Here is a 23,995-nt window from a genome sequence, read left to right as displayed (position 1 = left end):
TCCTTTCCGCGGGAGGGAGCGTCACGCCAGGTTGATGACGACCGATTTCGTACGCAGGTATCCGTCCAGCCCCTCGGGCCCGTTCTCCCGCCCGTAGCCGGAGGCGCCGACCCCGCCGAAGGGCATCGCCGGGTCGAGCAGCGCCCAGCCGTTGACCCAGACGATCCCGGCGTTCAGCGCCCCGGCGACCCGATGCGCCCGGGTCACGTCCTTGGTCTGCAGCCCGGCCGACAGCCCGTACCGGGTGCCGTTGGCCATCCGGATGGCCTCGTCCTCGGTGTCGAACGGCTGCACCGTCACGACCGGGCCGAAGACCTCCTCCTGGATGAGCGGCGAGTCCTGCGCCACGTGCGACAGCACGGCCGGCCCGATGAAGAAGCCGGGGCCGTCCGGGCGCTGCCCGCCGACCAGCTGGGCGTCGGAGGACGCCGCCTGGTCCAGGTACGAGACGACCTTCGCGAGGTGGTTCGGGCCGGCCATCGGGCCGACCACGACGCCCTCGCTGAACGGGTCGCCGACCGGCACGTGGGTCGCGGCGCCGCCGAGCGCGTCGACCACGGCCTGGTAGACCGGCCGCTCCACCAGCACCCGGCTGCCGGACATGCAGAATTGGCCGGTGTTGAAGACGAACGCCCCGACGGCGGTCTCGATCGCGGCGCCCAGGTCGGCGTCGGCGAAGATGATGTTCGCGCCCTTGCCGCCGAGCTCCACCGTGACCTGCTTCAGGCTCGCCGAGGCCTGGGCGGCGACCTGGGCGCCGACCGCCGAGGAGCCGGTGAACGCGATCTTGTCGACGCCCGGGTGGGCGACCAGCGCCGCGCCCGTCGGCCCGTCCCCGGTGATCAGGTTGTAGCCGCCCTCGGGCACGCCCGCCTCGGCCAGCAGCTCGGCGAAGAGCAGCGCGCTCAGCGGGGTCTCCGGCGCGGGCTTGTGCACGACGGTGTTGCCCGCCGCGAGCGCCGGCGCGAGCTTGGTCGCCGACAGGATGGCCGGGAAGTTGAACGGGGTGATCGCGGCGACGACGCCGATCGGCTCCCGCCGGGTGTAGGCGAACGACGGCGCCGCGGTGGCCCGGGTGGCGCCCTCCAGCCCGGCGACCAGGCCGGCGTAGTACTCGAAGGTGTCGATCACGGTCGGGATGTCGACGGTGGTGGTGAACATCAGCGGCTTGCCGACGTCGAGCGACTCCAGCCGGGCGAATTCGGTCGCCCGGGCCCGCAGCAGGTCGGCGACCCGCCACAGCACCCGGCCGCGTTCGCGGGGCGTCATCCGGGACCAGGGGCCGTTGTCGAACGCTTCGCGGGCGGCGCCGACCGCGCGGTCGACGTCCTCCGGCCCGGCGACCGCGACCTGGGTGAGCTCCACCCCGGTGGCCGGATCCAGGATCGGCGCCGTGCGCCCGTCGGCGGCCGGCAGCAACTTTCCGCCGATGTGCAGGAGCCCTTGAGGTAGCGGCACGGAGCGGGTGATGGTCATCCGCTGGCCTCCTTGTCGAAATGTGACGGGTGGCGAGCGTCACATGTTCGTAACAAGGCGGGGGAGGGTGGTTTCACCCCATCGACTACCCGTTCCGGGCCACCCACACGGCGACTTGGGTACGGGAGGTGAAGCCGAGCTTGGCCAGGATCCGCTCGACGTGGCCGTCGACCGTGCGGGGCGAGATCACCAGCTTGGCCGCGATCTCCCGGTTGCTGAGCCCGTCGGCGAGCAGCTGGGCGATCTGCCGTTCCCGGCCGGTCAGCACGTCCTTGCTCTTGGCCGTCGACGGTTCGGGATCCGGGTGCAGGACCGCGTCGATCGCGTCGTGGACGCTGGTGAAGCGAACCGGCTTGCGGGCCGCCGGATCGAGCCGGGACCGCAACGAGGCCTCGCACGCCAGCCGGTGCTCCTGCAGCGGCGGCCCGAACGCGGTCAGGCGGGTGCCGATCGACTCCCACACCGCGTCGGCCACCGACAGGAACCGGGCCGACCTGGTGGGCTCGCCGCGGGTGTCCGCGATCCAGGCCGCCAGCTCGATCAGCAGGGCGACCCCGACGGCGTCGTGGAAGTCCCGGTGCCCGGCCAGGGCCTCGCCCACGATCTGCTCGGCGCGCCGGGCGTCGCCGCGCCGCCAGGTGTCGAACGCCAGCACCCACAGCGCGTACGAGCGGCACAACCGCTCCCCGGTCGCCTCGCTCAGCCCGATCGACTCCCGGCAGATCCGTTCCGCCCGGGCACTGTCGCCCTGGTGCGACGCGGTGATGGCCAGCTGGAAGAGGGTCCACAGCAGGCCCTCGGTGTCGCCGATCGCCCGGAAGACCTCGGCGGCCTGTTCGTACGCGGCCTGCGCCTGCGGGAGAAGGTTGCGGAACAGCAGCGAGGTGCCGCGCAGGGCGCTCGCGTACCCGGCGGCCCGGTCCGGCCCCGGCTTCTCCGCCAGCGACTCGCACTCCTCGATCCGGGCGGCGGCCCGCGCGTGGTCGCCCTGCAGGAGGGTCACCCACGCGGCGACCCACAGGGCGTCCGCCCGCGCCCGCCGATCCTCGGGGGTCTCGGTGAAAGGCGGCGCCGCCAGGACCCGGTCCAGCCACTCGCGCCCCTCGCCGAGGTAGGCGTCGGCGTACCACAGCTGGCGCAGGGCGGTCACCAGCTCGAGGGCGCGACGGCCGCCGGTCGCCTCGGCCAGCGCGTAGTCCAGGGCGGCGCGCAGGTTCGCGTGCTCGGAGCGCAGCCGCAGCAGGCCCGCGCGCTGCCCGGGCGTGGCCCAGCCGGCCGCCACCTTCTGCGCCGTCGCCAGGTAGTGGTCGAGGTGGCTCTCCCGCAGCTTGTCCAGCTCGCCGATCTCGGCCAGCCGTTCCCGGCCGTACTGCCGGATGGTCTCCAGCAACCGGAACCGCACCGTGCTCCCGGCCGGCTCGGCGACCACCACCGACTGGGCGACCAACTGGTCGAGCTCCTCCAGCACCTCGTCCCGGGGCAGGCCGTCGCCGGCGCACACCGCCTCGGCCGCGCGCAGGTCGAAGTTGCCCGCGAAGACCGACAGCCGGGCCCAGAGCAGCCGTTGCCGCGGCGAGCACAGCGAATGGCTCCAGTCCATGACCGCGCGCAGGGTGCGCTGCCGCGGCCGGGTGCCCGGGCCGGTGAGCAGGTCGAAGCGGTTCTCCAGGCGCTCGGCCAGCTCCTGGAGGGAGAGGCTGCGCAGCCGGGTGCCGGCCAGCTCGATGGCCAGCGGCAACCCGTCGAGCCGGACGCAAAGGCGCGCGGCGGCGGCCTGGTTCTCCTCGGTGACCGCGAACTCGGGCTGGGTCGCCTGCGCCCGGTCGACCAGCAGGTGCATGGCGTCGACGGCGTCGAGGGGGCGTACCGGATAAAGGTGTTCCCCGCGGACGCCGAGCGTACGGCGGCTGGTCGCCAGCACCCGCACCTGCTCGGTGTGCTCGAGGATCTCCTCGACCAGCGCCGAGCACTCGTCGGCGACGTGCTCGCAGTTGTCCAGGATCAGCAGCATCTGCCGGCCGGCGAGATGGCCGATCAGCTTGCTCTCCGGCGTGCTGGTGGACCGGTCGATCACCGCGAGCGAGGTGACTGCCGCCTGCGCCACCCGACCGGCCTCGCCGACCGCGGAGAGATCGATCAGCCGTACGCCGTCGGGGAACGCCCGCCCGAGCGTCCGGGCCAGCTCGACGGCCAGGCGGGTCTTACCGACGCCGCCGACCCCGGTCAGCGTCACCAGGCGGCTCTCCGCGAGGCGCCGCCGGACATTCTCCAGATCGGTGCGGCGGCCGATGAACCGGGTGGTCGGCACCGCCAGACCGTGCTCGGTCGCGCCGGCGGATCTGGACGTCATGGAAGGCGATCATACGGCCGCTTTCGGGTCTGTCCGGTCGGCCACGGGTGCGGCGGGCGGAGCGGATTTCCGGAACCGGATCGCGCCCGTGGCGACGGCCGTCACCAGGCCCGCGACCAGGCCCCAGAAGGCCGATCCGATGCCCAGCAGCTTCAGCCCCGACGCCGTGGCCAGGAAGGTCACCACCGCCGCCTCGCGCCAGCGGTCGGTCAGCAGCGCCGAGGTCAGCGAGCTGCCGATCGTCCCGAGCAGCCCGATCCCCGCGATGCCCAGCACCAGGGCGCTCGGCAGGGCGGTCAGCAGCGAGCCGACCGTCGCGCCCAGCAGGCCGATGGCCAGGTAGAACACGCCCGCCCAGACGCCGGCGACGTACCGCTTGCGCGGGTCGGGGTGGGCCTGCGGGCCGGTGCAGATCGCGGCGGTGATGGCGGCCAGGTTGAGGCCGAAGGCGCCGAACGGGGCCAGCACCAGGTTGGCGGCGCCGGTCCAGGCGATCAGCGGGGAGACCGGCACCCGGTCGTAGCCGTCGTTGCGCAGCACCGCCACGCCGGGCAGGTTCTGCGACGCCATGGTGACGACGAAGAGCGGGAGGGCGACGCCGAAGGCGGCCGGCACCGAGAACGCCGGGACCGTGAAGACCGGCTTCGCCAGGGCCAGGTGCACGCCGGCGAGGTGCAGCGAGTGGCCGAGCGCGGCCACCAGGACGCCGGCGGCCAGCGCGGCCAGCACCGCGTAGCGGGGGAGCAGGCGCCGGCACAGCAGGTAGGTGCCGAACATGGCGAGGACCAGGGCCAGGCTGTGCTGCATCTGGGTGAACAGGCCGATGCCGAACTGGACCAGGACCCCGCCGAGCAGCGCCGAGGCCAGCGGGACGGGGACCCGGTCCATCACCCGGGCGAACCAGCCGGTCACGCCGGCCAGGGTGATCAGCGCGGCGGAGATGAGGAACGCGCCGATCGCCTGGCGCATGCCGAAGCCGTTCAGCCCGGTGGCCAGCAGCGCGGCGCCCGGGGTGGACCAGGCGGTGACGATCGGGGCCCGGTAGCGCAGCGAGAGGCCGATGCAGGTGACGCCCATGCCGGTGAACAGGGCGAGCATCCAGGAGCCGAGCTCGGCGTCGCTGGCGCCGGCCGCGTGGGCGGCGGCGAACACGATGGCGGCGGAGCTGGTCACGCCGACGATCATGGCGAGCAGGCCGGCGGTCACGGCCGAGAGCGGGAAGGCCGAACGCAACCAGGTCATGTGCCGCGATGCTAACGGAAGGAGCCCCGCGCCTGGCTGGCGCGGGGCTCCGGGAGGCAGGCCAATCAGCTGGTGGTGGCCTGCGTCAGGTCGTAGACGGTGGTGTTGCCGACCGTCGTGGACTTGTAGTGGGCGGCCACCCAGGTGGCGATCTGCGAGCTGTCGGTGGACGAGCCGCCCGCGCCGCCTCCGCCGCCCATGCCGCCGCCGGCGATGAAGTAGTGGATCTGGCCGGCCTTCACGTACGCCTGGAACTCGGCGAGGGTGGGGCTCGGGTCACTGCCGTTCCAGCCGCCGAGGGCGATCACTGAGGTGCCGCTGTCGAGCTCGAGCTCGGCGGCCGACGTGGCGCCGCTGATCGCCGCGGACCACTTGGTGGTGCTGGCCTTGAGCAGGGCGGTCAGCGCGCTGCTGCTGGTCTGCCCACCCATCCCGCCGGGCCCACCCTGCGTCGACGAGGACGCGCTGGTGCTTCCGCCCATGCGGTTGGCGCCGTTCCCCGGCGTACCGCCGCCCGTGCCACCTTGGCCCGACGGACCGGAAGAAGGAATCGAACCGTTGTGGGCCACCGAGGCCGTGGATGCCGCGTAGGCGGCGCCGGAGGCGCCGGCCGAAAGGATGGCGGCGACCAGGGCGACCATCGCGAATCCCGTCCGCCTGGTGGTGGGTGCGAGCAAGACCAGAGCGGTGAGTACGCCGAGGGCCAGCGAAGCCCAGCGCAGCGCCGGCAGCCAGTCCGCCCGGCCGATCAGCACCGAGCCCCAGACGGCGGTCGCCAGGACCATCGCGGCGAGCACGGCGCGTCCCCAGAACCGGGACCGGTAGAGCCAGAGCACCCGGCCACCGATCGCGACGAGCGCGGCGATCGCCGGGGCCAGCGCGACGGTGTAGTAGGGGTGGATGGTGCCGCTCATGTAGGAGAAGGTGAGGCCGGTGACCAGCAGCCAGCCGCCCCACATCAGGACCGCGGCGCGGGCCCGGTCGGTGCGCCGCGCGGTGAAGGTGATCGCCAGGACGGCGACCATGCCGATCAGCGCGGCCGGCAACAGCCAGGAGATCTCGGTGCCCATCGCGGTGCCGAAGAGCCGGCCGATGCCGGTGGCGCCGCCGAAGCCGGTGTTCTGGCTGCCGCCGCCCCCGCCCCCGCCGTTGCCCGAACCGCCGAAGATCCGGCCGAGGCCGTTGTAGCCGAGCGCCAGCTCCCACAGCGTGTTGTTGGTGGAGCCGGCGATGTACGGCCGGGACGAGGCGGGCCACAGCGACACCAGCGCGACGTACCAGCCCGCCGAGACGATCAGCGCCAGCCCCGCGATCAGCAGGTCGCGAATCCGCTTGCCCAGCCCGGTCGGCGCGGCCACCAGGTAGATCAGGGCGAAGCCGGGCAGGACCAGGAACGCCTGCATCATCTTGGTGAGGAAGCCGAAGCCGAGCAGCACGCCGGTCAGCGCCAGCCACCTCCAGGAGGCCTTCTCGACCGCCCGGGTGGTGGTGTACGCGCCGGCCGTCATCAGCAGCACGAGCAGCGCGTCCGGGTTGTCGAAGCGGAACATCAGCACGGCGACCGGGGTCAGCGCGAGGGCCGCGCCGGCCAGCAGCGCCGTGTTCTGGCCGAACCACCGCTTCACGGTCAGGTACAGCAGGTAGACGCTCGCCACGCCGATCAGCGCCTGCGGGGCGAGGATCGACCAGCTGTTCACCCCGAAGATCCGCGCGGACAGGCCCATCACCCACATCGCGGCGGGCGGCTTGTCCACGGTGATCGCGTTGCCGGCGTCCAGCGAGCCGAAGAGCAGCGCCTTCCAGCTCTTGGCGCCGGCCTGCGCGGCCGCGGCGTAGAAGCTGTTGCCCCAGCCGGAGGCGCTCAGATCCCAGAGATAGAGCGCCGCGGTCGCGGCCAGGAGGACCAGGACCGGCCATCGCCGCGAGCGGGGCGGCGATGGCGGTGCTTCGTGTCTCGGCGAAGCCACCCGCGGGCGTTCCATCAAGGTCGTCATGGGTGACAACCCTGCGGGGAACGCCTACGGCCGGTCTGTGGCCGCCCTGTGTGAACTCTATGAGGCTATGCGCTGGTCGCGCGGTGACCCGCGCCGGTTCGTGCCAGGATGGGAACGAGAGTCCGGGTTCGAGGGAGAGACTGGGGCAATGAGCGAACACGTTTCCGACAGCGCCGAGTGGCAGGCCCTGCAGGGGCATGCGGAGAAGTTCTCGGCCGTGCACCTGCGCGACCTGTTCGGCAGCGACCCCGGGCGCGGCGAGCGCCTGACCGTCAAGGTCGCCGACCTGACCGTGGACTACAGCAAGAACCTGGTGACCGACGAGGTCATGACCGCGCTGCTGGCCCTGGCCACCCGGGCGCGCCTGCCCGAGCGGACCGCGGCGATGTTCGCCGGCGAGCACATCAACGTGACCGAGGACCGCGCGGTGCTGCACACCGCGCTGCGGCTCCCTCGTACGGCGAAACTGGTGGTCGACGGCCAGGACGTGGTGGCCGAGGTGCACGAGGTGCTGGACCGGATGGGCGCGTTCAGCGACAAGGTCCGCTCCGGCGAGTGGACCGGGCACACGGGTCAGCGGATCAAGACCGTGGTCAACATCGGCATCGGCGGTTCGGATCTCGGCCCGGTGATGGCGTACGAGGCGCTCAAGGCCTACAAGACGCCCGAGATCGAGTGCCGCTTCGTCTCGAACATCGACCCGACCGACCTGTACCAGAAGACCCACGACCTGGACCCGGCGTCGACGCTGTTCATCATCGTTTCCAAGACCTTCGGTACGCAGGAGACCCTCACCAACGCGACCGAGGCCCGCAACTGGCTGCTCGCGTCGCTGAAGGACGACGCGGCGGTCGCCAAGCACTTCGTCGCGGTCTCGACGAACGCGCAGCGGGTTGCCGACTTCGGCATCGACACCGCCAACATGTTCGGCTTCTGGGACTGGGTGGGCGGCCGGTATTCGCTGCCCAGCGCCGTCGGCCTGTCGGTGATGGTGGCGATCGGCAAAGAGCAGTTCGCCGAGATGCTGGGCGGCTACCACGCGGTCGACGAGCACTTCCGCACCGAGCCGCTGGAGTCGAACGTGCCGGCCCTGCTCGGCCTGATCAACGTCTGGTACGACACGTTCCTCGGCGCCCAGTCGCACGCGATCCTGCCGTACTCGCAGTACCTGCACCGGTTCGCCGCCTACCTGCAGCAGCTGACCATGGAGAGCAACGGCAAGTCGGTCCGCCTGGACGGCTCGCCGGTGAGCTTCCAGACCGGCGAGGTCTACTGGGGCGAGCCCGGCACCAACGGCCAGCACGCCTTCTACCAGCTCATCCACCAGGGCACCAAGCTGATCCCGGCGGACTTCATCGGCTTCGCCCAGCCCAACCACGACATCGGCGGCATGCACGACCTGTTCATGTCGAACTTCTTCGCGCAGACCGGCGCGCTCGCCTTCGGCCGTACGCTCGACCAGGTCCTCGCCGAGGGCTCGTCGCCGTCGGTGGCGCCGCACCGGGTCATGCAGGGCAACCACCCGACCACCACGATCCTCGCGGACAAGCTGACGCCGGCGATCCTCGGGCAGCTGATCGCGCTGTACGAGCACATCACGTTCACCGAGGGCACCTGCTGGCAGATCAACTCCTTCGACCAGTGGGGCGTGGAGCTCGGCAAGGTGATGGCCAACCAGCTCGCGCCGAAGCTGACCGCGTCGTCGGCCCCGGTGCCGGACGACGACTCGTCGACGAACAACCTGATCCGCCTCTACCGGGCCGCCCGCGGCCGCTAGCCTTTGCCGTACGTTTTTGTCGTACCCGAGGCCTAGGGTCGTCGCATGGATTCGCGGACGGCCCTGGGCCTACGACTTTCGAGCCTTCTCCTGCGTGCCCCCGCGCGGTCGGTCGAGGAGATCGTCTCCTGGTTCGGAGCGCTGCAGGCGCAGGATGTGAACAGCGTGCTGTGGTCGCTGGGCGCCCGCCTGCCCGGCTGGACGCTGGAGGATGTCAACGCCGCGCTGGAGAAACGCGAGGTCCTGCGCACCTGGCCGATGCGCGGCACGGTCCACCTGGTGCCGTCGGCGGACGCGCACTGGATGCTCGACCTGATGGGCTCGCGCCAGCTGGCCGGCGCCGAGAAACGCCGCGCCCAGATCGGCCTCGACCGGCAGACCGCCGAGCGGGCCGTCGATCTGCTCGGCTTCGCCCTGGCCGGCGGCCGCCGCCTCACCCGCTCCGAGTGCCTGTCCACCCTCACCGAGGGCGGCATCGACGTGACCGGCCAGCGCGGCTACCACCTGCTGTGGTATTCCTCCCAGCGCGGCGTGTCGGCCATCGCCCCCCACGTCGGCAAGGAACAAACCTTCGTGCTGCTGGACGACTGGGTCGCCGCACCCCGCCGCCCGTCCCGCCCGGAGGCGCTCGGCCTGATCGCGCTCCGCTACTTCCAGAGCCACGGCCCGGCAACCCGCAAGGACTTCGCCGGCTGGACCGGCCTGCCCATGGGCGACTGCAAGATCGGCATCGCCGAGGCCGGCGACGCCCTGTCGGCAATCGACGTCGACGGCGTCGAGATGATCGCGTCAACGGCCCTGCTCGACGATGCGTCGCCCTGCCAGGGCTGGCTCGCTTTGCCCGGCTTCGACGAATACCTGCTCGGCTACAAGGACCGCTCCCTGATGGCGTCCCCGGACGACCTGGCCGCGATCATCCCGGGCGGCAACGGCGTGTTCCAGTCCACCCTCGTCCGGGACGGCCGGGTGGTGGCCACCTGGAAACGCGTCCTCGGGCCGAAGGGCGTCACGGTCACCGTTCAGCCGCTTTCGTCGGCGCCCCCTTCCGCCGTCGAAAAAGCGCTGAAGCCGTTTGCCGCCTTCCTCGGGGTCCCGCTCACCGTCAAGATCGCGTAGGTCCTTCGGCGGCTCCGATAAGGTTTGCCGAGGCGACGGCTCACCAGCGGAACGGTGATGGCGGTCGGCAGGCTTACGCCGGCCGCGACCGAGCTCGAGTACGTCCAGGCATGGGTCGGCGCCGGTCAGGCAGGCGGCGACCGATTGCAGGCCCTGCTCGACGAGGCAGCCCGCGCACCGATCACGTAACCCTCGCCGGATGCGCTCCGGCCGGCGCGCTGTTCCCGTCGCTTCGGCGCAGCGGCTCAGGGCATCCGTTACGCCACGCGCCGTGGCTCACGTTCTCGCCCGGTTGACCGGCTTCGGGATGACGCTCATTCCGAACTGGCCCTACTCGTTCGAACGGGAACGGGAACGGGACGGCTCGGATGCGGTACGAGTACCCGCTGGACTTCTGCGGGACCAGCACAGACGCTGATCGCGCCCGGCCGCCCGGTGGACGGCGCAGACATCGTCGACGTCGCGAACGGAATGAACCTTTCCAGCTGGTTGATCGAGACGTCCGTCTTTCGTGTGCCGTGGCCCGCGGTTTCACCATTGGTTCGCCCCAGCACGCGGGTGACGGCACGCCGTTCTACCTGCACGGGCCGGGCCAAGCGACCATTTTCCCGCAGGGCCCCGTGGAGAGCTCGCGGCTGGCCGCCCCGGATGCTCTCGTGGCCCCCGGCCAGTCGGTCCCGGCCCGTCCGCGGCGATGCGCGAGGTGGGTCACGTCCGTCGTGGACGGTTGACGCTTTCGGGGATTCTGGAGCCATGACTCAGGTGCTGCTCGCGTTTCTCTCGGTGGCCGGCGCGTTGGTCGGTGTGATGCTGGGATCGCTGCTCAATGCTCGGGTGCAGCGGGCTTCCTGGCAGCATCAGGAGCGCACGATGTCGATCCGGGACCGGCGTGCGACGTACGCCGCCTTCGTCGCTGCCTGCCGGGAGTGGCGGGCGACGGTGCTGGGCCCGGATGTGCGGATCCTCCGGGGGTCCTCGGTCTCCCGCGAACCGCATGCCGACGGCGGTCAGGCGCGTACCCAGGTCGTCCGGTACCGGGCCGAAATCGGCCTGATCGCGCACACCACGGCGACGGTCCAGGCCGCCGCCGCTCTGATGCTCGCGGTGGGGCGGTTGTCCGAGGCGAGGGCCGATCATGAGGCCGGCCAGGTTCCCGAGCCCTTCATTCAGGCGTGCCGGGACGCGGAACGCGAGTTCAACTGGGCCGCTCGGGCGGAACTAGGTAGCCCGGAGATCAACCTGGAGACCCCCACCGGCCTCCCACCGGCCACCGCGCCCGAGGGAGCGCAGGAGGTGAGGTGACCGCGAGCCTGGGAATCCGCTTTCCCGGCGGCGGTGTTCCTGGCTAGTGTCGATCATCACGGGGATGGGTGGTCGTCGATGGCCGGCGCCGTCCTTCGTGCCGGCTGACGGCGGGTCGATGGGGGACAGGTGGTCGTGTGGGCGAGCTGGTGATCGAGGCGCTGGGTCTTCGGAAGGTCTTCCGTGGCACCGCGCGCCGGCCCGGGTTCGGGGGCGCCTTGCGATCGCTGGTCGCGCCCGAGCGGGTGACCACGGTGGCCGTCGATGACGTCTCCTTCGGCGTGCGGGCGGGTGAGTTGCTCGCGCTGCTCGGCCCCAACGGTGCCGGCAAGTCCACCACGATCAAGATGCTGTCCGGTGTGCTCGTTCCCAGTGCTGGGCGGGCCCTGGTCGCCGGTCACGTGCCGCACCTCGACCGGCCGGCCAATGCCCGGCGGATCGGCGCGGTCTTCGGCCAGCGCACCCAGCTGTGGTGGGATCTGCCGGCCCTGGAGTCGTTCGCCATGCTGCGCGACATCTTCAAGGTCGAGGAGGCCGCCTATCGGCTGCGCCTCGACGAGTTGGCGGGTCTGCTCGAGCTCTCCAGCTTCTGGAAGCAGCGGCCCCGGCAGATGTCGCTGGGCCAGCGGGTGCGCTGCGACCTGGCCGCCGCCCTGCTGCACGACCCGCCGATCATATTCCTGGACGAGCCGACCATCGGGATGGACGCCGTCGTCAAGGAGCAGGTCCGCGAGTTCATTCGCTATCAGACGGCCGAGCGCGGCCGCACGATCATCCTCACCACGCACGACATGGCCGAGGTGTCCCGGCTGGCCTCCCGGGTGGTGCTGATCAACGAGGGCCGGGTGGTGTACGACGGTAGCCTCGCCGACCTGCAGAAGGAGTACGGCTCCGGCTGGAAGGTGCGCGTCACCTTCGCCCACGGTGCGGTCCCGCCCGCGCTGCCCGGCCTGGTCGGCACGGCCGGCGGCGAGCACCTGTTCGCGGGCACCGACCCGGCCGCGCAGCGACACCTCCTGCGCGAGCTCCTCGACCGGGACGACGTGGAAGACCTGCAGGCGCACGGCGACGACCTGGAGGACGTCATGGCCGCGGTCTACCGCAAGCGGGCGGAAACGACCCGATGACCGAGCTCCGCCAGGCGGCGCGGATCGCCCGTACGTCCGCGCTTTATGAGGTCCTGCAACCGGGCCGCCTCGCCGGGGCCGGCGCCCAGCTCGGCGTGCAGATCTTCCTGACCTGGTGCCTGTGGCGGGCGCTGTACGACGCGGTCCCGGCCAGCAGCGGCCTCAGCCGGGAGCAGGCGGTCAGCTACGCGGTGCTGGCCACCCTCTACGGCCGGCTGCGCGGGCCCGACCGGGACGTGGCCGGGGACACGGTCCGGCAGCACGTCTGGTCCGGCAGCATCGTCTACTGGTACCTGCGCCCGGTTACCCCGCGGCGCTACCACTGGCTGCGGGCGGCCGGCGACCAGGCGTACGGGCTGGCCTGGGCCGCCGTGACCTACGCGGTCTGCCGGGCGCTCGGGCTGATCGGCCCGCCCGCCTCGGCCGGGGGCGCCGCGCTGTTCGGGCTCACCCTGCTGCTCGGCCAGTTCGTGCTCTACTACCTGCTCGCGCTGGTCGACGTCGCCTGCTTCTGGACCTTGCGGAACTTCGGCGTCCTGGCGATCATCCGGCTGGCGTCGAGCCTGTTCGCCGGCGCGATCGTGCCCCTCTGGTTCTTCCCCGGCTGGTTCCGGGCGATCTCGTCCTGGCTGCCGTTCGAGAGCTCCCTGCACGTCCCGCTTTCGCTCTACATCGGACGGATCGCGCCGGCCGACGCCGGGCGGTACCTGCTCGTGCAGGTCGTCTGGATCGTGCTGCTGGCGCTCGCGCTGCGCCTGGCCTGGCGCCGCGCCGACCAGCAGATCGTCGTGCAGGGAGGCTGACCATGCTCACCTGGCGGTTCATCACACTGTCGCTCAAGTCGGCCATCGAGCACCGCGCCGACTTCTTCTTCATGATCCTCGTCGGGGCGATCTGGCAGGTCACGGTCGTCGCGTTCGCCACCGTGCTGATCACCCGGTTCCCCGGGATGGGTGGCTGGACACCCGGCGCCGTCCTGCTCATGACGGCGGTCCGCAGCGGCGGGCACACCCTGGCCGGCTCGTTCTTCATGGGCGCCCGGCAGATCGCCGAGCTGACCCTCGAGGGCCGTATCGACGCCTTCCTGCTGCGGCCGATGCCCGTCTACCGCCAGGTGATGCTCAACTACTTCCACGTCCCGATGCTCGGCGACCTGGTGGTGACCGGCGTGATGTTCGCGATCGCCGCGCGGTACCTCGACCTCGACTGGACCCCGTGGCGGGTGGTCTACCTCGTCGCCGCCGTGCTCGGGGCCATGTTCCTGGAGGCGGCCGTGCAGACCTTCCTGGGCTCCTTCGCGCTGCGCCACCCCACCGCCAAGCAGTGGCAGGAGTGGACCGAGGACCTGATGGCCACCTTCGGCAGCTACCCGCTCAACATCCTGCCCGACCTGGCCCGGGCGGTCTTCGTCTTCGTGCTCCCGATCGCCGTCTGCGGCTACCTACCCGTCGCGTTCCTGACCGGACACACCACCGAGCTGCCCGTACCGGTCTGGGCCGCCGCCGCGTCGCCCGCCATTGGCGCAGTGCTCTTCGCGGCCGCACTCCGCTGGTGGACGACTCGGCTGAGACGATACGAAAGTGTCGGTGGATGAGCCGGCGGCCCGCGTCAGCCGAACGGCGGGCCACTCGGGCTGATCCTCCGTTGATCAACGTCTTCGCGGTTGACTACGTTTCCGCCATGAACAAGGGCCGCCGCGCGCTCTGGGCCGCCGTCATCGGCCTCATCGCCTGGTTCGTGCTGATGATGCCGGTGGGGGTGCTCGGCTCGTCGAACCTGGTCTGGGGGGAGCCCAACCAGTACGGCCGGGTCGACGTCCCCGGCACCGCCGTGCTGCACCTGCCGGCGGGCACAGTGGACATCACAGCCGCCGTCTACATCCCTGGCAAGGGCAACGAGACCGTCACCCTGCCCATCCCGTCCGGTCTTTCGGTCTCCGTCGCGCCGGTCGACGGCGGTGCGCAGCCGGTCGTCACCGAGGCGATCGGCACGAGCGACAACACCACGGACAACACCACCAATGCCATCCGTACGGTGTGGAAAGCCACCATCACCAGGGACGGCCAGTACCGGATCACCACCGGCGGCAGCTTCACCGGCATCGGGATCCACCCCCAGTTGTGGTTCGGGCACGGCCCACCGCTGCCCGGCGTCTACGTTCCGGTCGTCGCCGCGGTGCTCGTGGTCCTTGGTGCCCTGGTGTGGCTGCCCGTGCGCCGCTGGTCCAAGCGCCGCAAGAGTGCGGCCGCCATGCCCGCCGACCATCCGGTCCCGCCGGCCGCCCGGGTCTCCGCCGGCCCGGCCGTCCACGGTGGCGGCGCCGGGCTGAGCGCCGACCAGCTCGCCCGCCTGACCCAGCTGACCGACCTGCACCAGCGAGGCACCCTCAGCGACGCCGAGTTCCGCGCCGAGAAGGCGAGAATCCTCGACCGCCGCTGACAATCAGCGCGGTCTCTCATCGGTCAGGTACGGGCGCCGCGGCGAGGTCCTGGAGGTCGACGACCGCCAGCAACCGCAGCTGCTCGACCGCCGGGCTGCCCGGCGGGGCCGTGAAGAACTGCAGGCGTTGGCGGCCGTCCTCGCTGAACAGGTTCTGGCGGTTGATGTCGAGGACGCCCAGCGCGGGGTGATTGATGCGTTTGCGTTCGCCCCGGCGGACGGCGACATCCCCGCTGTCCCACAACGCCGTGAACTCGGCGCTGGCGCGGCGTAGCTGGGCGACCAGCGACGTGGCCGGGCCCGTCGTGGTCGCGGCGGGCGACCGCGGCCGGAGGTCGGCGACCAGGACCCGGGAGTGGTGCTGAGGCGAGGTGCTCACCCTCGCCAGGATCCGGCAGCACTCGTGACCGGCGTACTCACGAAGGGATCGGGCGTACTCAAGAAGGGTTTGAGCGGTTGAGGATGTGCACGCCGGCGGCGTAGCGCAGCAGGTCGGCGTCGGTGATGGTGCGGCCGGCGCCGACCGTGATCTCCAGGGTGGCGTTCCAGTCGGTGACGTCGACGTCGAGCGTCACCCGGCCGGAGCTGTGGACCAGCGACGCCCGGTAGCCGCCGACGGTCCGGTCGGGGTTGCTGAGCGGCCGGCGTTTGCGCAGGACCGTCCGGAAGTCGCCGCCGAAGCTCACGGTCGAGTCGGTGACAGTGTCGACCGGCAGGCCGGCCGGGGCGAGGTCCAGCGTGAACGGGGGCGGCACGGCGATCGACGCGGGGGAGAGCGCGGCGGCGAGGCCGACCACCTGGCCGATCGTGTACGTGTCGTCGGTCGCCAGCTGGATCCACCGGCCCGCGGACTCCGGCCAGTAGAGCGTGTACTGCCTCGCGGGCTGGACGTCGACCGTACGCAGAAAGCCGGCGTGCCCGCGTACCCGGATCGGAGTCTCGGCGGCGGCCGTGCTGAAGGCCGGTTTCCGGGTCGACACGGTGACGGTGATGTCGGCGTGGTGCTTCTGTTCGGTCGCCTCGAACAGGGCGATCAGATTGCCGTCCCGCATCGAGGTGGCCGGGGCCTTCAGGCCAGCAGAGGCCGGGAGGGTGTACGGGAAGACCGGCGCGGTGTAGCCGGCGACCAGTTGCAGAGACGCCGGCCGCGCGGAGGCCGAAGCGACGGGCGACGACCCGACCGGCTCGAGCGGCGCGGACGACCGTGGCCCGGCCGCCAGCACCACCACGAACGGGATGCCGGCCGCGAGAACCGCGACCGCCCCCAGCGCCGCCGCCTGGCGCCGCCGATACCGCCGCGACCGCTCCCGCACCGTGCCCAGCAGCCCGGCGTCGGAGGGCGCGCGCGAGGCCGCGTCGTGCAGCGCGTCGGCGAGCAATCGGTCCAGTTCATCCATCGCCGATCATCCCCTCCTCCACCATCATGGTGCGCATCCGGGCGAGGGCGCGCGAAGCCTGCGACCGTACGGTCGACTCCGCCCGCCCCAGCAGCGCGGCGATCTCGTCGTCCGGCAGATCGCAGTAGAACCGCAGCACGAGCACCGCCCGCTGCGCCCGCGGCAGCCCGCCCAACAGCCGCCACATCTGGTCGCGGGCCAGCACCCGCTGCTGCGGCTCGTCGAGGCCGGCCGGCTCGGGCACCTCGGGGAGGATCGCCTCCGTCGAGGCCCGGCGCCGCCGCCAGGACAGGAACTGCCGCACGATCGCCGCCCGTACGTAGGCCTCGGGGTGCTGCATCGCGGTGATCCTGCCCCAGCGGCGGTGCAACCTCGCGAGGACCTCCTGCACGAGGTCCTCCGCCAGGTGGGCGTCGCCCGACAACACGTACGCGAAGCGCAGCAGCGCCCGCCCCCGGCCGTGCACGAACTCGTCGAAGTCGGCGGCGGTGGAGGTGCGGTCGAGGGCGACGTCGGGCATCAACCGGTGGCTCAGCAGGTCTTGAACACGTACGAGCCCGAGCCGGGGACCGCGACGTCGACGTCCCGCAGCACGATCGAGAGGCTGCTGCCGTAGCCCTTGCAGGCCTTGGTGAAGCCGCTCTGGCTGTATTCGATCACGATCACGTGATTACCGTACGTGGCGGTGTAGGCCTGGCACTCGTCGAAGTCCGCGCATTCCTCGGCGACCGCGAAGTCGAACCCGATCTGGCGGGACTGCGCGGTGCTGAGCTCGGCGGTGTTCTTCTGGCCGATGGCCAGACCCTTGCCATGGGCGTACGCGGACAGCGAGGTCGCATACGCCACCGCCTGGGCCTCGGTCAGCAGGCCACCGGAGCGGGTCCACGAGTCGAGGTTGTCCGGCTCGACGGCCTTGAAGCCCTTGCTCGCGCACCCGTTCAGCCAGCCGCCGACGATCGTGGTCAGCGCCGAGCGCTTGGCGGCGGTCGAGATGTCCAGCAGCATCTCGTTCCAGTCCTTGTCGACGACCACGTTGCCGTTCTTGTCGTGCAGCAGCAGGTCGGGGTGGTTGGTCTGCCACCACGAGGCGGCCTCGGTCTGCGCCTGGAACGCGTTGACGTAGCAGATGTTGTAGATCCCGGCCGCCGGGCTCGCGTCGTGATCGCGGCTGACCACCTTGACGCCCGCCGGCGGCGTGTACGGTCCGCCGATCTGGTAGTCGAAGGGTGCGTTGGCGGGCGGCGGCGCCCAGGCGGCCGCGCCGGCGGTGGCCGACTTGACGGGCGTCGCGGAGGGGGAGACCGACGGCGACGGCGACTTCGAACGCGACTTCGTAGCGCTGGGCGACGGGTGCTCCGGCTTGACCCACGGCCTCGTGCCCGCGTCGGCCGTGCCGAACCCGGCCGCGAAGGTGGCCGCCACGACGGCCACCACCGCCAAGCCCACCACGACCCGTTTGCGATTCCGGCTGGACGCCATCGATGCGACTCCTTGCGCGTTGAGGGAACTCCACCCCCTGAACGCGCTGAGCCGTCCCGGACGCTGCCGCCGATTCCGCAATTCTTTCCGTCACGTCCCGACTACCTGCTGTTGAGGCGTCGGTTGATCTCGTCGCTGACCCGGCGGTTCAGCTCGGCCAGTTGCTGGTCGGTCAGCTTGGTGAGGTCGCCGGTCTGGCCGCTCGCCTGGGCCGCCTGGTCCTTCTGCTTCTGCTCCGCCATCTGTTTGAGCTGCTGCTCCTCGGGCGAGCCGGGAGCCGCGTACGCGCACCGGACGAGCACGTCGTCGGCCGTCTTCAGGCAGGTCGCCTCCCGGCCGCCGATCTGGCCGCGGCCCTCCACCCGGTACTGGATGTTCTGGTCGCTGCCGACCGTGGCCATCCACGTGCTGCCGCCGGTGGGGATCACCTCGAACACCCGGTCGTCGTTGTAGCAGCAGACGTCCTTGTAGTCGGCCTTGATCAGCGCCACGATCGCCTCCGGCGAGGACCACACCGGGTTGAGCCGGTGCACGACCAGCGGGGCGAGCCCCAGGCCGGCCTGCCGGGTGGACACCGTGGACACCGCCACGACCGAGCTGGCCTCGCCCTGCGGGGTGAGCGGCGTGACGTACGCGCTGGCACTGCCGTCCTTGTACCGCAACGTGAACTCGGAGTCGTTGCCGTCGTTGGCCCCGTCCTGGGAGGCGTCCCACCCGCTGCGATCGAACCACCAGTCGGCGAAGCTGCCCACCGCGACCATGCCCTCCCGCTGCCGGGCGGCGAGGCTGATCGGGTACGTCGGGCCGGGCACCGCGGCCGTGTCGGTGGTGACGGTCAGCTTGCCGGTGTGTCCGTTGTAGAGGGCGACCCCGGCCGGCCGCTCGGTGGTCACCAGGATGCCGGTCTGGCGCTTGAGCGGCACCACCACGATCGGCGTGTCGCCCTGGCAGGTCACGTACACGTCCTTGGCGTCGAAACGCACCCACCGCTTGACGTCCGAGATCTTCCGCCCGAGGTTGTGCCCGAACCAGCCGCCGACCCGCGCGTCCGCCCGGTTCAGGTCGAAGGCGCAGCGTTGCGAACTGCGGCTGTCGCTGCCCAGCGGGATGTCCTGCACCAGCCCGACCTCGTACCCGGAAAGCCAGCCGCGCCGCGTCACCAGCGTCGCGAACCGGTCCGCGTCCGGCAGGTACGTGACGTCGGAGATCTCGCCGGTGACGTCGCCGAGGTTCGGCCCGGCCTGCGCCTTGCCCACCAGATACGGGGCCCGGGGCGCGAGATCCGGTACGGGCAAGTCGACCACCCGCATCGAGGCGGCGTACGCCCGGTCCGCCAGGTACGAGTGGTAGACCAGCCAGCCGATGCCGAGCACCAGCCCGGCCACCGCCCCCGCCCAGCAGAGCGCGACCACGCCGCCGGGCACCTCGTGCTTGCGGCGCCCGCGCAGCGCCCGGTGCGCCAGATACGGCGCGGCGGCCAGCAGCGCGACGAGCACCGGCAGCGTCAGCCACGGCACCGCCTTGCGCAGCTCCCACACGAAAATCGTCGTCGCGTATGACGCCCACCAGATGAACAAACCGAGCAGAACCAGCGGAATCCCCCACCGCAGCGCACGCATCATGCCTTGATTCTGTGGCACGGTGTCACCCGCCCCACTTCGACGGGTGCCTCTGGCGGATCTTGACAGGATTGATCAGAATTCGGAGGTGAATCTTGGAACGAGCAAACAGGTCTTCGGGTACGACGTCGGTGCGGCGACCCGCTACATGATCGGCATCATCCTGGTGCCGTTCCTCCTGTTCCTGGCGATCGCCGGGATCATGATCGCTTCGACCTCTCTCGAACAGCGCCAGCAAGACAACGGCCCGGTGACCTGGCTGCTCCGGCTGGTCTGCTTCGGGATCCTGGCGGTCGGCGGATACTTCTACTGGTTCCTCCGCGTCGTGCGCACCGACCGCATCGCGGTCTACCGGGTCTACGACAACGGCCTGGCCTACGGCACCACGGCGGACGCCTTCACCATGCGGCTGGCGGTGGACCATCGCGCGGTGATCGCCTGGGGCGACATCGCGGAGCTGCGCGAGCACGGGTCGCGGTCGGGGCTGCGGGTGCTCCTGCCGCCGGGCAAGCGCTACCGGCTCGACGTCGTCACGCGCGACGGCGAGGTGTTGCGGATCACCGGAGCCATCCAGGGCGTCGCCGAGCTCACCGCCATGATCCGGGCCCACGTCGGCTGACCCCTAGGCAGCGGCTTCCGCCAGGTCGAGGAGGGCGAGGCCGTCCGCACCTCCGACGGCCAGCCGGGAGCCGGTCGCGGCGAGCGCCAGGACCTCGGTTCCCATCCGGCGGGCGGCGAGGCGGCGGCAGCCGATCGGATCCCAGAACTGGACCTCGTCCTGGCGGGCGACGGCCAGCACGAGCCGGCCGCCGGGCGCGGTGAGCAGGCACGGGTGCTTGCCGGCCAGCTCACCGAGCAGCTCGCGGCCGATGACATCGTGGATCCGGACCGTGCCGTCCCCGGTGCCGACCGCCAGCAGGACGCGGTCGTGCCCGGGCGGCGTCGCCGCCAGCGACCACACCCGGATCTGCTCCTCGAACGGCTCGCCGACCGGTTGACCGGTCGCCGGATCCCAGAGCCGGGCCGCCCAGCTGCCGCCGCGAGCCGGGGTGGCGTTGCCGGCCGCCAGCAACGTACGGCCGTCGGGCAGGGGCACCGCGGCGAGCGCCCGCAGCGGCGGCCGGTCGAGCCGGGTGAACATGTCGCCGGCGCTGCCTCCGGTCGCCGGGTCGCGCAGCCGCAGAACGTTCATGTCGTTGCCGGTGGCCAGCAGCGTCCGCCCGTCCGGCAGGCCGACGGCCGTCATCGAGCGGACCGCGTTGGCGCGGGCGGTCGGCGTCTCGGCGAGAAGCCGCCCGGTCACCGGATCCCACGAGCGGATGGTGCCGGCCGCGTCGCACGTCACCAGCGCCATCCGCCCGTCGGGCAGCGGCGCCGGCGCCATCGCGGTGACGCCCCCGGCATGGCCGGTCAGCGGCCGCGCGGCCGGCTCGCCGGTGAGCGCGTCCCAGAACCGGACCGCGTCGTCCACGGGACCGCCGATGCTGATGACGCCGGAGGTGGCGAGCAGCGTGCGGCCGCCGGGCGGCGTCACCGGCGTCAGGAGGCCGACCGGGCCGACCCGCTCGGTGGCCGGCAGGGGCCGCACCGCGGCGGGATCCCACAGCCAGAGCGTGCCGTCCGGCCCGGGGCCGGCCAGCAGCGTCGGGCCGCCCGGGGCCGGCACCGCCGCCAAGGGCCGGGGCACGCCGTTCGTACCGGCGTCACCGACCCGCCGGCCCGAGCCCGGATCCCACAGTCCGTCGCCGGCCGCCAGCAGCGCGACCGTGCCGTCGGCACCCGGCACGGGCAGCAGGCCGTCGCCCTCGATGGGATCGCCGATCGGGCCGCCGGTCGCCGCGTCCCACAACCGCACCACGAGCCCGTCGTCCTCGTCGCCACGCGACAGGGCCAGGACGAGGCGCCCGTCCGGCAGCGTCAGCGCCGCCAGCCGGTACGGGTTGGCCTCGTCGTGCCGGGTCCGCAGCACCGTGCGCAGCGGCTCCCCGCTCACCGGATCCCACGACCGGACCACGGCCTCGTCCTCGTCGCCGTGCAGGGTGATCAGCAGCGGGCGGCCGTCCGGCCCGGTCGTGGCCGCGACCGCCCAGGTGTCGCCCGGTTTCGGCGCCGGGCCGGGCACCGGCCCACCCGTGGCGGGATTCCACAGTCGCAGCGCGCCGTCGGTCTCGTCGAGGACGGCGAGCAGGTGGCGGCCGCCCGGCACCGGCACGGCGGCGAGGCCGGAGCCGTCGTACGGGCCGGGCAGTGGCTCGCCGACCGGCTCGCGCGCCACCGGGTCCCACACCTGCACCAGCGAGCCGTCGGCGTCCCGGTAGGCGATCGCCAGCAGGGCCGCCCCGCTGGGAGCCGGCAGCACGATCATCGCCACGACCGCTTCGGCCGGATGGGTCAGGGGCTCGCCGGCCCGTTCGCCGGTCGCCGGGTCCCACAAGGACACCACGGCGGGCGGGCCGTCCAGACCGGCGACCGCCAGCAGCGTACGGCCGTCGCCGGCCGCGACGGCGACCGCCACCTCGGCGTCGACGTCGAGCGTGACGCCGGGCCGCAGCCTTCGTCCCGGCCGCTCCCACAGCGGGCGTACGCGAACGTCGCCAGGCCGTTCGATTCCCGCATCATCCATACCGGCGCCCTCCCGATCCGAGCCGACCGCCAGGCTACACATGATCTTCGACGTCCCGATCGCACCGCGGCGGACCAGTACCGGATCAGCCATGCGGACGGCCGCCGCCCCGGCCGAACTGTTAAGAACCCTTGATATTTACGAATGTGAACGCCACGATGTGGAGATCAGGGCACGTTCGTCGATGAGAGGGGACTGTCGTGGGAGTCCGTCGTCGGTTGTTGGCGCTGGTCGCAGGGGTGGCGGTGGCGGCCGGGGCGTTTGCTGTGGCCCTCTCCGGGGAGGGCACGTCGTTCGCGGCGGTGGCGTGCTCGGGCACGGTTTGGGCCGAAGGTGTTACGTACACAGCCGGGCAGCAGGTGACCTACAACGGGCACCTGTATCAGGCGCTCGTCACGCACACGGCCTATGTGGGCGCGGGATGGAATCCGGCCGCGACGCCGTCGTTGTGGAAGGACCTCGGCGCCTGTACGGGTGGCACAACGACTCCACCCACTACCGCTCCTACGACGACGCCTCCTACGACGACGCCTCCTACGACGCCGCCGACCACCGCTCCGACCACGACGCCGCCGACCGGGTCCACCTGCGCCGTGAAGTCCCGACCGGCGGGGAAGGTGTTGCAGGGCTACTGGGAGAACTGGGACGGCGCGGCCAACGGCGTACACCCTGGGTTGGGTTGGATTCCGATCAATGACAGCCGGATCCTGCAGCACGGCTACAACGTGATCGCCGCCGCGTTCCCGGTGATCCGGTCGGACGGCACGGTGCTGTGGGAGAACGGCATGGACGCCGGGGTCAAGGTGTCCACGCCCGCCGAGATGTGCGCGGCCAAGGCCTCCGGCGCGACCATCCTGATGTCGATCGGCGGCGCGGCGGCCGGCATCGACCTGTCCTCCAGCGCGGTCGCCGACCGCTTCGTCGCCACCGTCGTGCCGATCCTCAAGGCGTACAACTTCGACGGCATCGACATCGACATCGAGACCGGGCTGACCGGCAGCGGCAGCATCGGCACGCTCTCCACCTCGCAGGCCAACCTGGTCCGGATCATCGACGGGGTGCTGGCCGCGATGCCGTCGAACTTCGGGCTCACCATGGCGCCGGAGACCGCGTACGTGACCGGCGGCAGCGTCACCTACGGCTCGATCTGGGGCGCCTACCTGCCGATCATCAAGAAGTACGTGGACAACGGCCGGCTCTGGTGGCACAACATTCCCGCACCTGAGAAACGGACCACGTAAGAAGCCCCGCCTGGGTGGCGACCCGCCGGGGCTGGACAGCCCCTCGGAGGCCATCTCGTGAGCACCAAACCTAGGGCATTCGGGCAGCTAGCGCGATGAGCGTCGAAGCCCTGAGCTGGGCTCTGGCCCAGGCGCCAAACGTCCAGCCGCAGGGCGTCGCCGCCCTTGGCAGGCTGGCCTGTCGACGACGCCTCAGTTTTGGCGCGTCCTTGACACTGGCCATCCACGCCGGGCTGGACGGCATGAACGCTTACCTCGCGGTTGCCAAGCCGGCCGGCTACGTCCGGAAGTCCGAGCGCTCAATCCAGCGAGATCTGATGCAGCTCCAGGAGGACGGGCTCGTTCCGTGGTGCCATACAACTTGCAAGGGAAGTAGTCCCGGTGCGGGACAAGCTTGAAGGCAACAGGGCTGAACCCGGCGGGTCGCGGACCGCTCCTCCTGGCCGAGGCTCTCCCGCATGCGGAGCGACCTTCGCCAGGTACCGCCGCCGATCGGGCCGCAGAGCGCGCTGCGGAGGCGGGCGCAGTGCGGTTCGGTTCACGGAGATCTTTTGGCTCGGCTTGGTACCACCAGGTGGCCGTATGCCCGCGCAGCGAGTGTGGCGTCCGGGTGTTGCCAGAGCGTTTCCGCGGCGGCCGTGGGGCCGGTCACGGTGCGGCTGCGGCTGTCTGCTAATGGTTCGGTCGCTGCCGCGGCTGGTGACCGGTGAGGGCTGAAGTTCCACCCTTGAGCCGGACACCCTGAAACCAGACAGTGGTCTGGGGGAAGGATGTTCCGGTGCCCCGCCCTTCGAAGTACTCCGAGGATTTCCG

18 protein-coding genes and 1 pseudogene are annotated in these 23,995 nt (G+C 71.6%); 9 read left to right on the top strand and 10 right to left on the bottom strand.

Annotation, left to right across the window (positions count from 1 at the left end; translation table 11 throughout):
- Window positions 1-21: 21 nt before the first annotated feature.
- From IH26_RS0146560 to IH26_RS0146545, 4 genes are all read right to left on the bottom strand, one after another.
- Window positions 22-1,476 carry an aldehyde dehydrogenase family protein gene (locus tag IH26_RS0146560; RefSeq protein WP_030442741.1) on the bottom strand — a complete coding sequence of 485 codons (1,455 nt, stop codon included), beginning with the start codon at window positions 1,474-1,476 and terminating at the stop codon, window positions 22-24.
- A gap of 85 nt (window positions 1,477-1,561) precedes the next feature.
- Window positions 1,562-3,826 carry an ATP-binding protein gene (locus IH26_RS0146555; RefSeq protein WP_030442740.1) on the bottom strand — a complete coding sequence of 755 codons (2,265 nt, stop codon included), beginning with the start codon at window positions 3,824-3,826 and terminating at the stop codon, window positions 1,562-1,564.
- A gap of 9 nt (window positions 3,827-3,835) precedes the next feature.
- On the bottom strand, window positions 3,836-5,068 hold the full coding sequence (locus tag IH26_RS0146550; protein ID WP_051809778.1) for a benzoate/H(+) symporter BenE family transporter: 1,233 nt from the start codon (window positions 5,066-5,068) through the stop codon (window positions 3,836-3,838).
- A gap of 65 nt (window positions 5,069-5,133) precedes the next feature.
- Complete coding sequence (locus IH26_RS0146545) at window positions 5,134-7,062, bottom strand: glycosyltransferase family 39 protein (protein ID WP_030442738.1); 1,929 nt, start codon at window positions 7,060-7,062, stop codon at window positions 5,134-5,136.
- A gap of 148 nt (window positions 7,063-7,210) precedes the next feature.
- Here IH26_RS0146545 and pgi point away from each other — a divergent pair, with 148 nt between their 5' ends.
- The 7 genes from pgi (at window position 7,211) to IH26_RS56740 (ending at window position 14,823) form a co-directional block, all read left to right on the top strand.
- Window positions 7,211-8,839 carry a glucose-6-phosphate isomerase gene (pgi, locus tag IH26_RS0146540; RefSeq protein WP_030442737.1) on the top strand — a complete coding sequence of 543 codons (1,629 nt, stop codon included), beginning with the start codon at window positions 7,211-7,213 and terminating at the stop codon, window positions 8,837-8,839.
- 45 nt (window positions 8,840-8,884) lie between these two features.
- Entirely contained in the window at window positions 8,885-9,955 is a 1,071-nt protein-coding gene (locus IH26_RS0146535) for a winged helix DNA-binding domain-containing protein (protein WP_030442736.1), read from the top strand.
- A gap of 753 nt (window positions 9,956-10,708) precedes the next feature.
- Window positions 10,709-11,257 (top strand): hypothetical protein, encoded by a 549-nt coding sequence (locus IH26_RS0146520; RefSeq protein ID WP_030442734.1) that lies wholly within the window; start codon window positions 10,709-10,711, stop codon window positions 11,255-11,257.
- Window positions 11,258-11,394: 137 nt separating this feature from the next.
- Window positions 11,395-12,384 carry an ABC transporter ATP-binding protein gene (locus IH26_RS0146515; protein ID WP_211268888.1) on the top strand — a complete coding sequence of 330 codons (990 nt, stop codon included), beginning with the start codon at window positions 11,395-11,397 and terminating at the stop codon, window positions 12,382-12,384.
- A complete protein-coding gene (locus IH26_RS0146510; RefSeq protein ID WP_030442732.1) occupies window positions 12,381-13,187 on the top strand; it encodes an ABC transporter permease in 807 nt (268 codons plus the stop codon). Before IH26_RS0146515 ends, IH26_RS0146510 begins: the two co-directional genes overlap by 4 nt.
- Before the next feature lie 2 nt (window positions 13,188-13,189).
- Window positions 13,190-13,978, top strand: a complete 789-nt coding sequence (locus tag IH26_RS0146505) for an ABC transporter permease (RefSeq protein WP_030442731.1) — start codon at window positions 13,190-13,192, stop codon at window positions 13,976-13,978.
- Between the two features lie 86 nt (window positions 13,979-14,064).
- Window positions 14,065-14,823, top strand: coding sequence for an SHOCT domain-containing protein (locus IH26_RS56740; protein WP_030442730.1), 759 nt, complete (start codon window positions 14,065-14,067; stop codon window positions 14,821-14,823).
- A 16-nt stretch (window positions 14,824-14,839) separates the two neighbouring features.
- On the opposite strand, the gene IH26_RS0146495 is transcribed toward IH26_RS56740, so the two are convergent.
- From IH26_RS0146495 to IH26_RS0146475, 5 genes are all read right to left on the bottom strand, one after another.
- Window positions 14,840-15,202: an MmyB family transcriptional regulator gene (locus IH26_RS0146495; protein WP_245665992.1), complete on the bottom strand. Its 363-nt coding sequence runs from the start codon at window positions 15,200-15,202 to the stop codon at window positions 14,840-14,842.
- A 58-nt stretch (window positions 15,203-15,260) separates the two neighbouring features.
- Window positions 15,261-16,220 (bottom strand): hypothetical protein, encoded by a 960-nt coding sequence (locus IH26_RS0146490; RefSeq protein WP_030442728.1) that lies wholly within the window; start codon window positions 16,218-16,220, stop codon window positions 15,261-15,263.
- Window positions 16,213-16,740: a SigE family RNA polymerase sigma factor gene (locus IH26_RS0146485; protein ID WP_030442727.1), complete on the bottom strand. Its 528-nt coding sequence runs from the start codon at window positions 16,738-16,740 to the stop codon at window positions 16,213-16,215. The genes IH26_RS0146490 and IH26_RS0146485 overlap by 8 nt, the downstream gene beginning before the upstream one ends.
- Before the next feature lie 11 nt (window positions 16,741-16,751).
- A complete protein-coding gene (locus IH26_RS0146480) occupies window positions 16,752-17,699 on the bottom strand; it encodes an endo alpha-1,4 polygalactosaminidase (protein WP_030442726.1) in 948 nt (315 codons plus the stop codon).
- 101 nt (window positions 17,700-17,800) lie between these two features.
- Window positions 17,801-19,321 carry a hypothetical protein gene (locus IH26_RS0146475; protein ID WP_030442725.1) on the bottom strand — a complete coding sequence of 507 codons (1,521 nt, stop codon included), beginning with the start codon at window positions 19,319-19,321 and terminating at the stop codon, window positions 17,801-17,803.
- Between the two features lie 85 nt (window positions 19,322-19,406).
- Between IH26_RS0146475 and IH26_RS0146470 the strand changes: the two genes are divergently transcribed.
- Window positions 19,407-19,937, top strand: a complete 531-nt coding sequence (locus IH26_RS0146470; RefSeq protein WP_030442724.1) for a hypothetical protein — start codon at window positions 19,407-19,409, stop codon at window positions 19,935-19,937.
- Between the two features lie 3 nt (window positions 19,938-19,940).
- On the opposite strand, the gene IH26_RS0146465 is transcribed toward IH26_RS0146470, so the two are convergent.
- Entirely contained in the window at window positions 19,941-21,941 is a 2,001-nt protein-coding gene (locus IH26_RS0146465; RefSeq protein ID WP_157437760.1) for a WD40 repeat domain-containing protein, read from the bottom strand.
- 239 nt (window positions 21,942-22,180) lie between these two features.
- Here IH26_RS0146465 and IH26_RS0146460 point away from each other — a divergent pair.
- Window positions 22,181-23,155, top strand: a pseudogene (locus IH26_RS0146460) (carbohydrate-binding protein); the annotation flags it as partial.
- Between the last annotated feature and the right edge of the window lie 840 nt (window positions 23,156-23,995).

This window comes from Actinoplanes subtropicus, from assembly GCF_000721705.1.
GTDB lineage: Bacteria > Actinomycetota > Actinomycetes > Mycobacteriales > Micromonosporaceae > Actinoplanes > Actinoplanes subtropicus.
The sequence above is the reverse complement of the archived record's forward strand: the minus strand, read 5'-3'. Positions and strand labels throughout refer to the sequence as shown.

Coding starts and splice junctions, on each gene's coding strand:
- IH26_RS0146480 (WP_030442726.1), bottom strand. CDS start 17,699: ATGGCGTCCAGCCGGAATCGCAAACGGGTCGTGGTGGGCTTGGCGGTG.
- IH26_RS0146550 (WP_051809778.1), bottom strand. CDS start 5,068: ATGACCTGGTTGCGTTCGGCCTTCCCGCTCTCGGCCGTGACCGCCGGC.
- IH26_RS0146510 (WP_030442732.1), top strand. CDS start 12,381: ATGACCGAGCTCCGCCAGGCGGCGCGGATCGCCCGTACGTCCGCGCTT.
- pgi (WP_030442737.1), top strand. CDS start 7,211: ATGAGCGAACACGTTTCCGACAGCGCCGAGTGGCAGGCCCTGCAGGGG.
- IH26_RS0146535 (WP_030442736.1), top strand. CDS start 8,885: ATGGATTCGCGGACGGCCCTGGGCCTACGACTTTCGAGCCTTCTCCTG.
- IH26_RS0146520 (WP_030442734.1), top strand. CDS start 10,709: ATGACTCAGGTGCTGCTCGCGTTTCTCTCGGTGGCCGGCGCGTTGGTC.
- IH26_RS0146555 (WP_030442740.1), bottom strand. CDS start 3,826: ATGACGTCCAGATCCGCCGGCGCGACCGAGCACGGTCTGGCGGTGCCG.
- IH26_RS0146475 (WP_030442725.1), bottom strand. CDS start 19,321: ATGATGCGTGCGCTGCGGTGGGGGATTCCGCTGGTTCTGCTCGGTTTG.
- IH26_RS56740 (WP_030442730.1), top strand. CDS start 14,065: ATGAACAAGGGCCGCCGCGCGCTCTGGGCCGCCGTCATCGGCCTCATC.
- IH26_RS0146490 (WP_030442728.1), bottom strand. CDS start 16,220: ATGGATGAACTGGACCGATTGCTCGCCGACGCGCTGCACGACGCGGCC.
- IH26_RS0146560 (WP_030442741.1), bottom strand. CDS start 1,476: ATGACCATCACCCGCTCCGTGCCGCTACCTCAAGGGCTCCTGCACATC.
- IH26_RS0146505 (WP_030442731.1), top strand. CDS start 13,190: ATGCTCACCTGGCGGTTCATCACACTGTCGCTCAAGTCGGCCATCGAG.
- IH26_RS0146485 (WP_030442727.1), bottom strand. CDS start 16,740: ATGCCCGACGTCGCCCTCGACCGCACCTCCACCGCCGCCGACTTCGAC.
- IH26_RS0146545 (WP_030442738.1), bottom strand. CDS start 7,062: ATGACGACCTTGATGGAACGCCCGCGGGTGGCTTCGCCGAGACACGAA.
- IH26_RS0146465 (WP_157437760.1), bottom strand. CDS start 21,941: ATGGATGATGCGGGAATCGAACGGCCTGGCGACGTTCGCGTACGCCCG.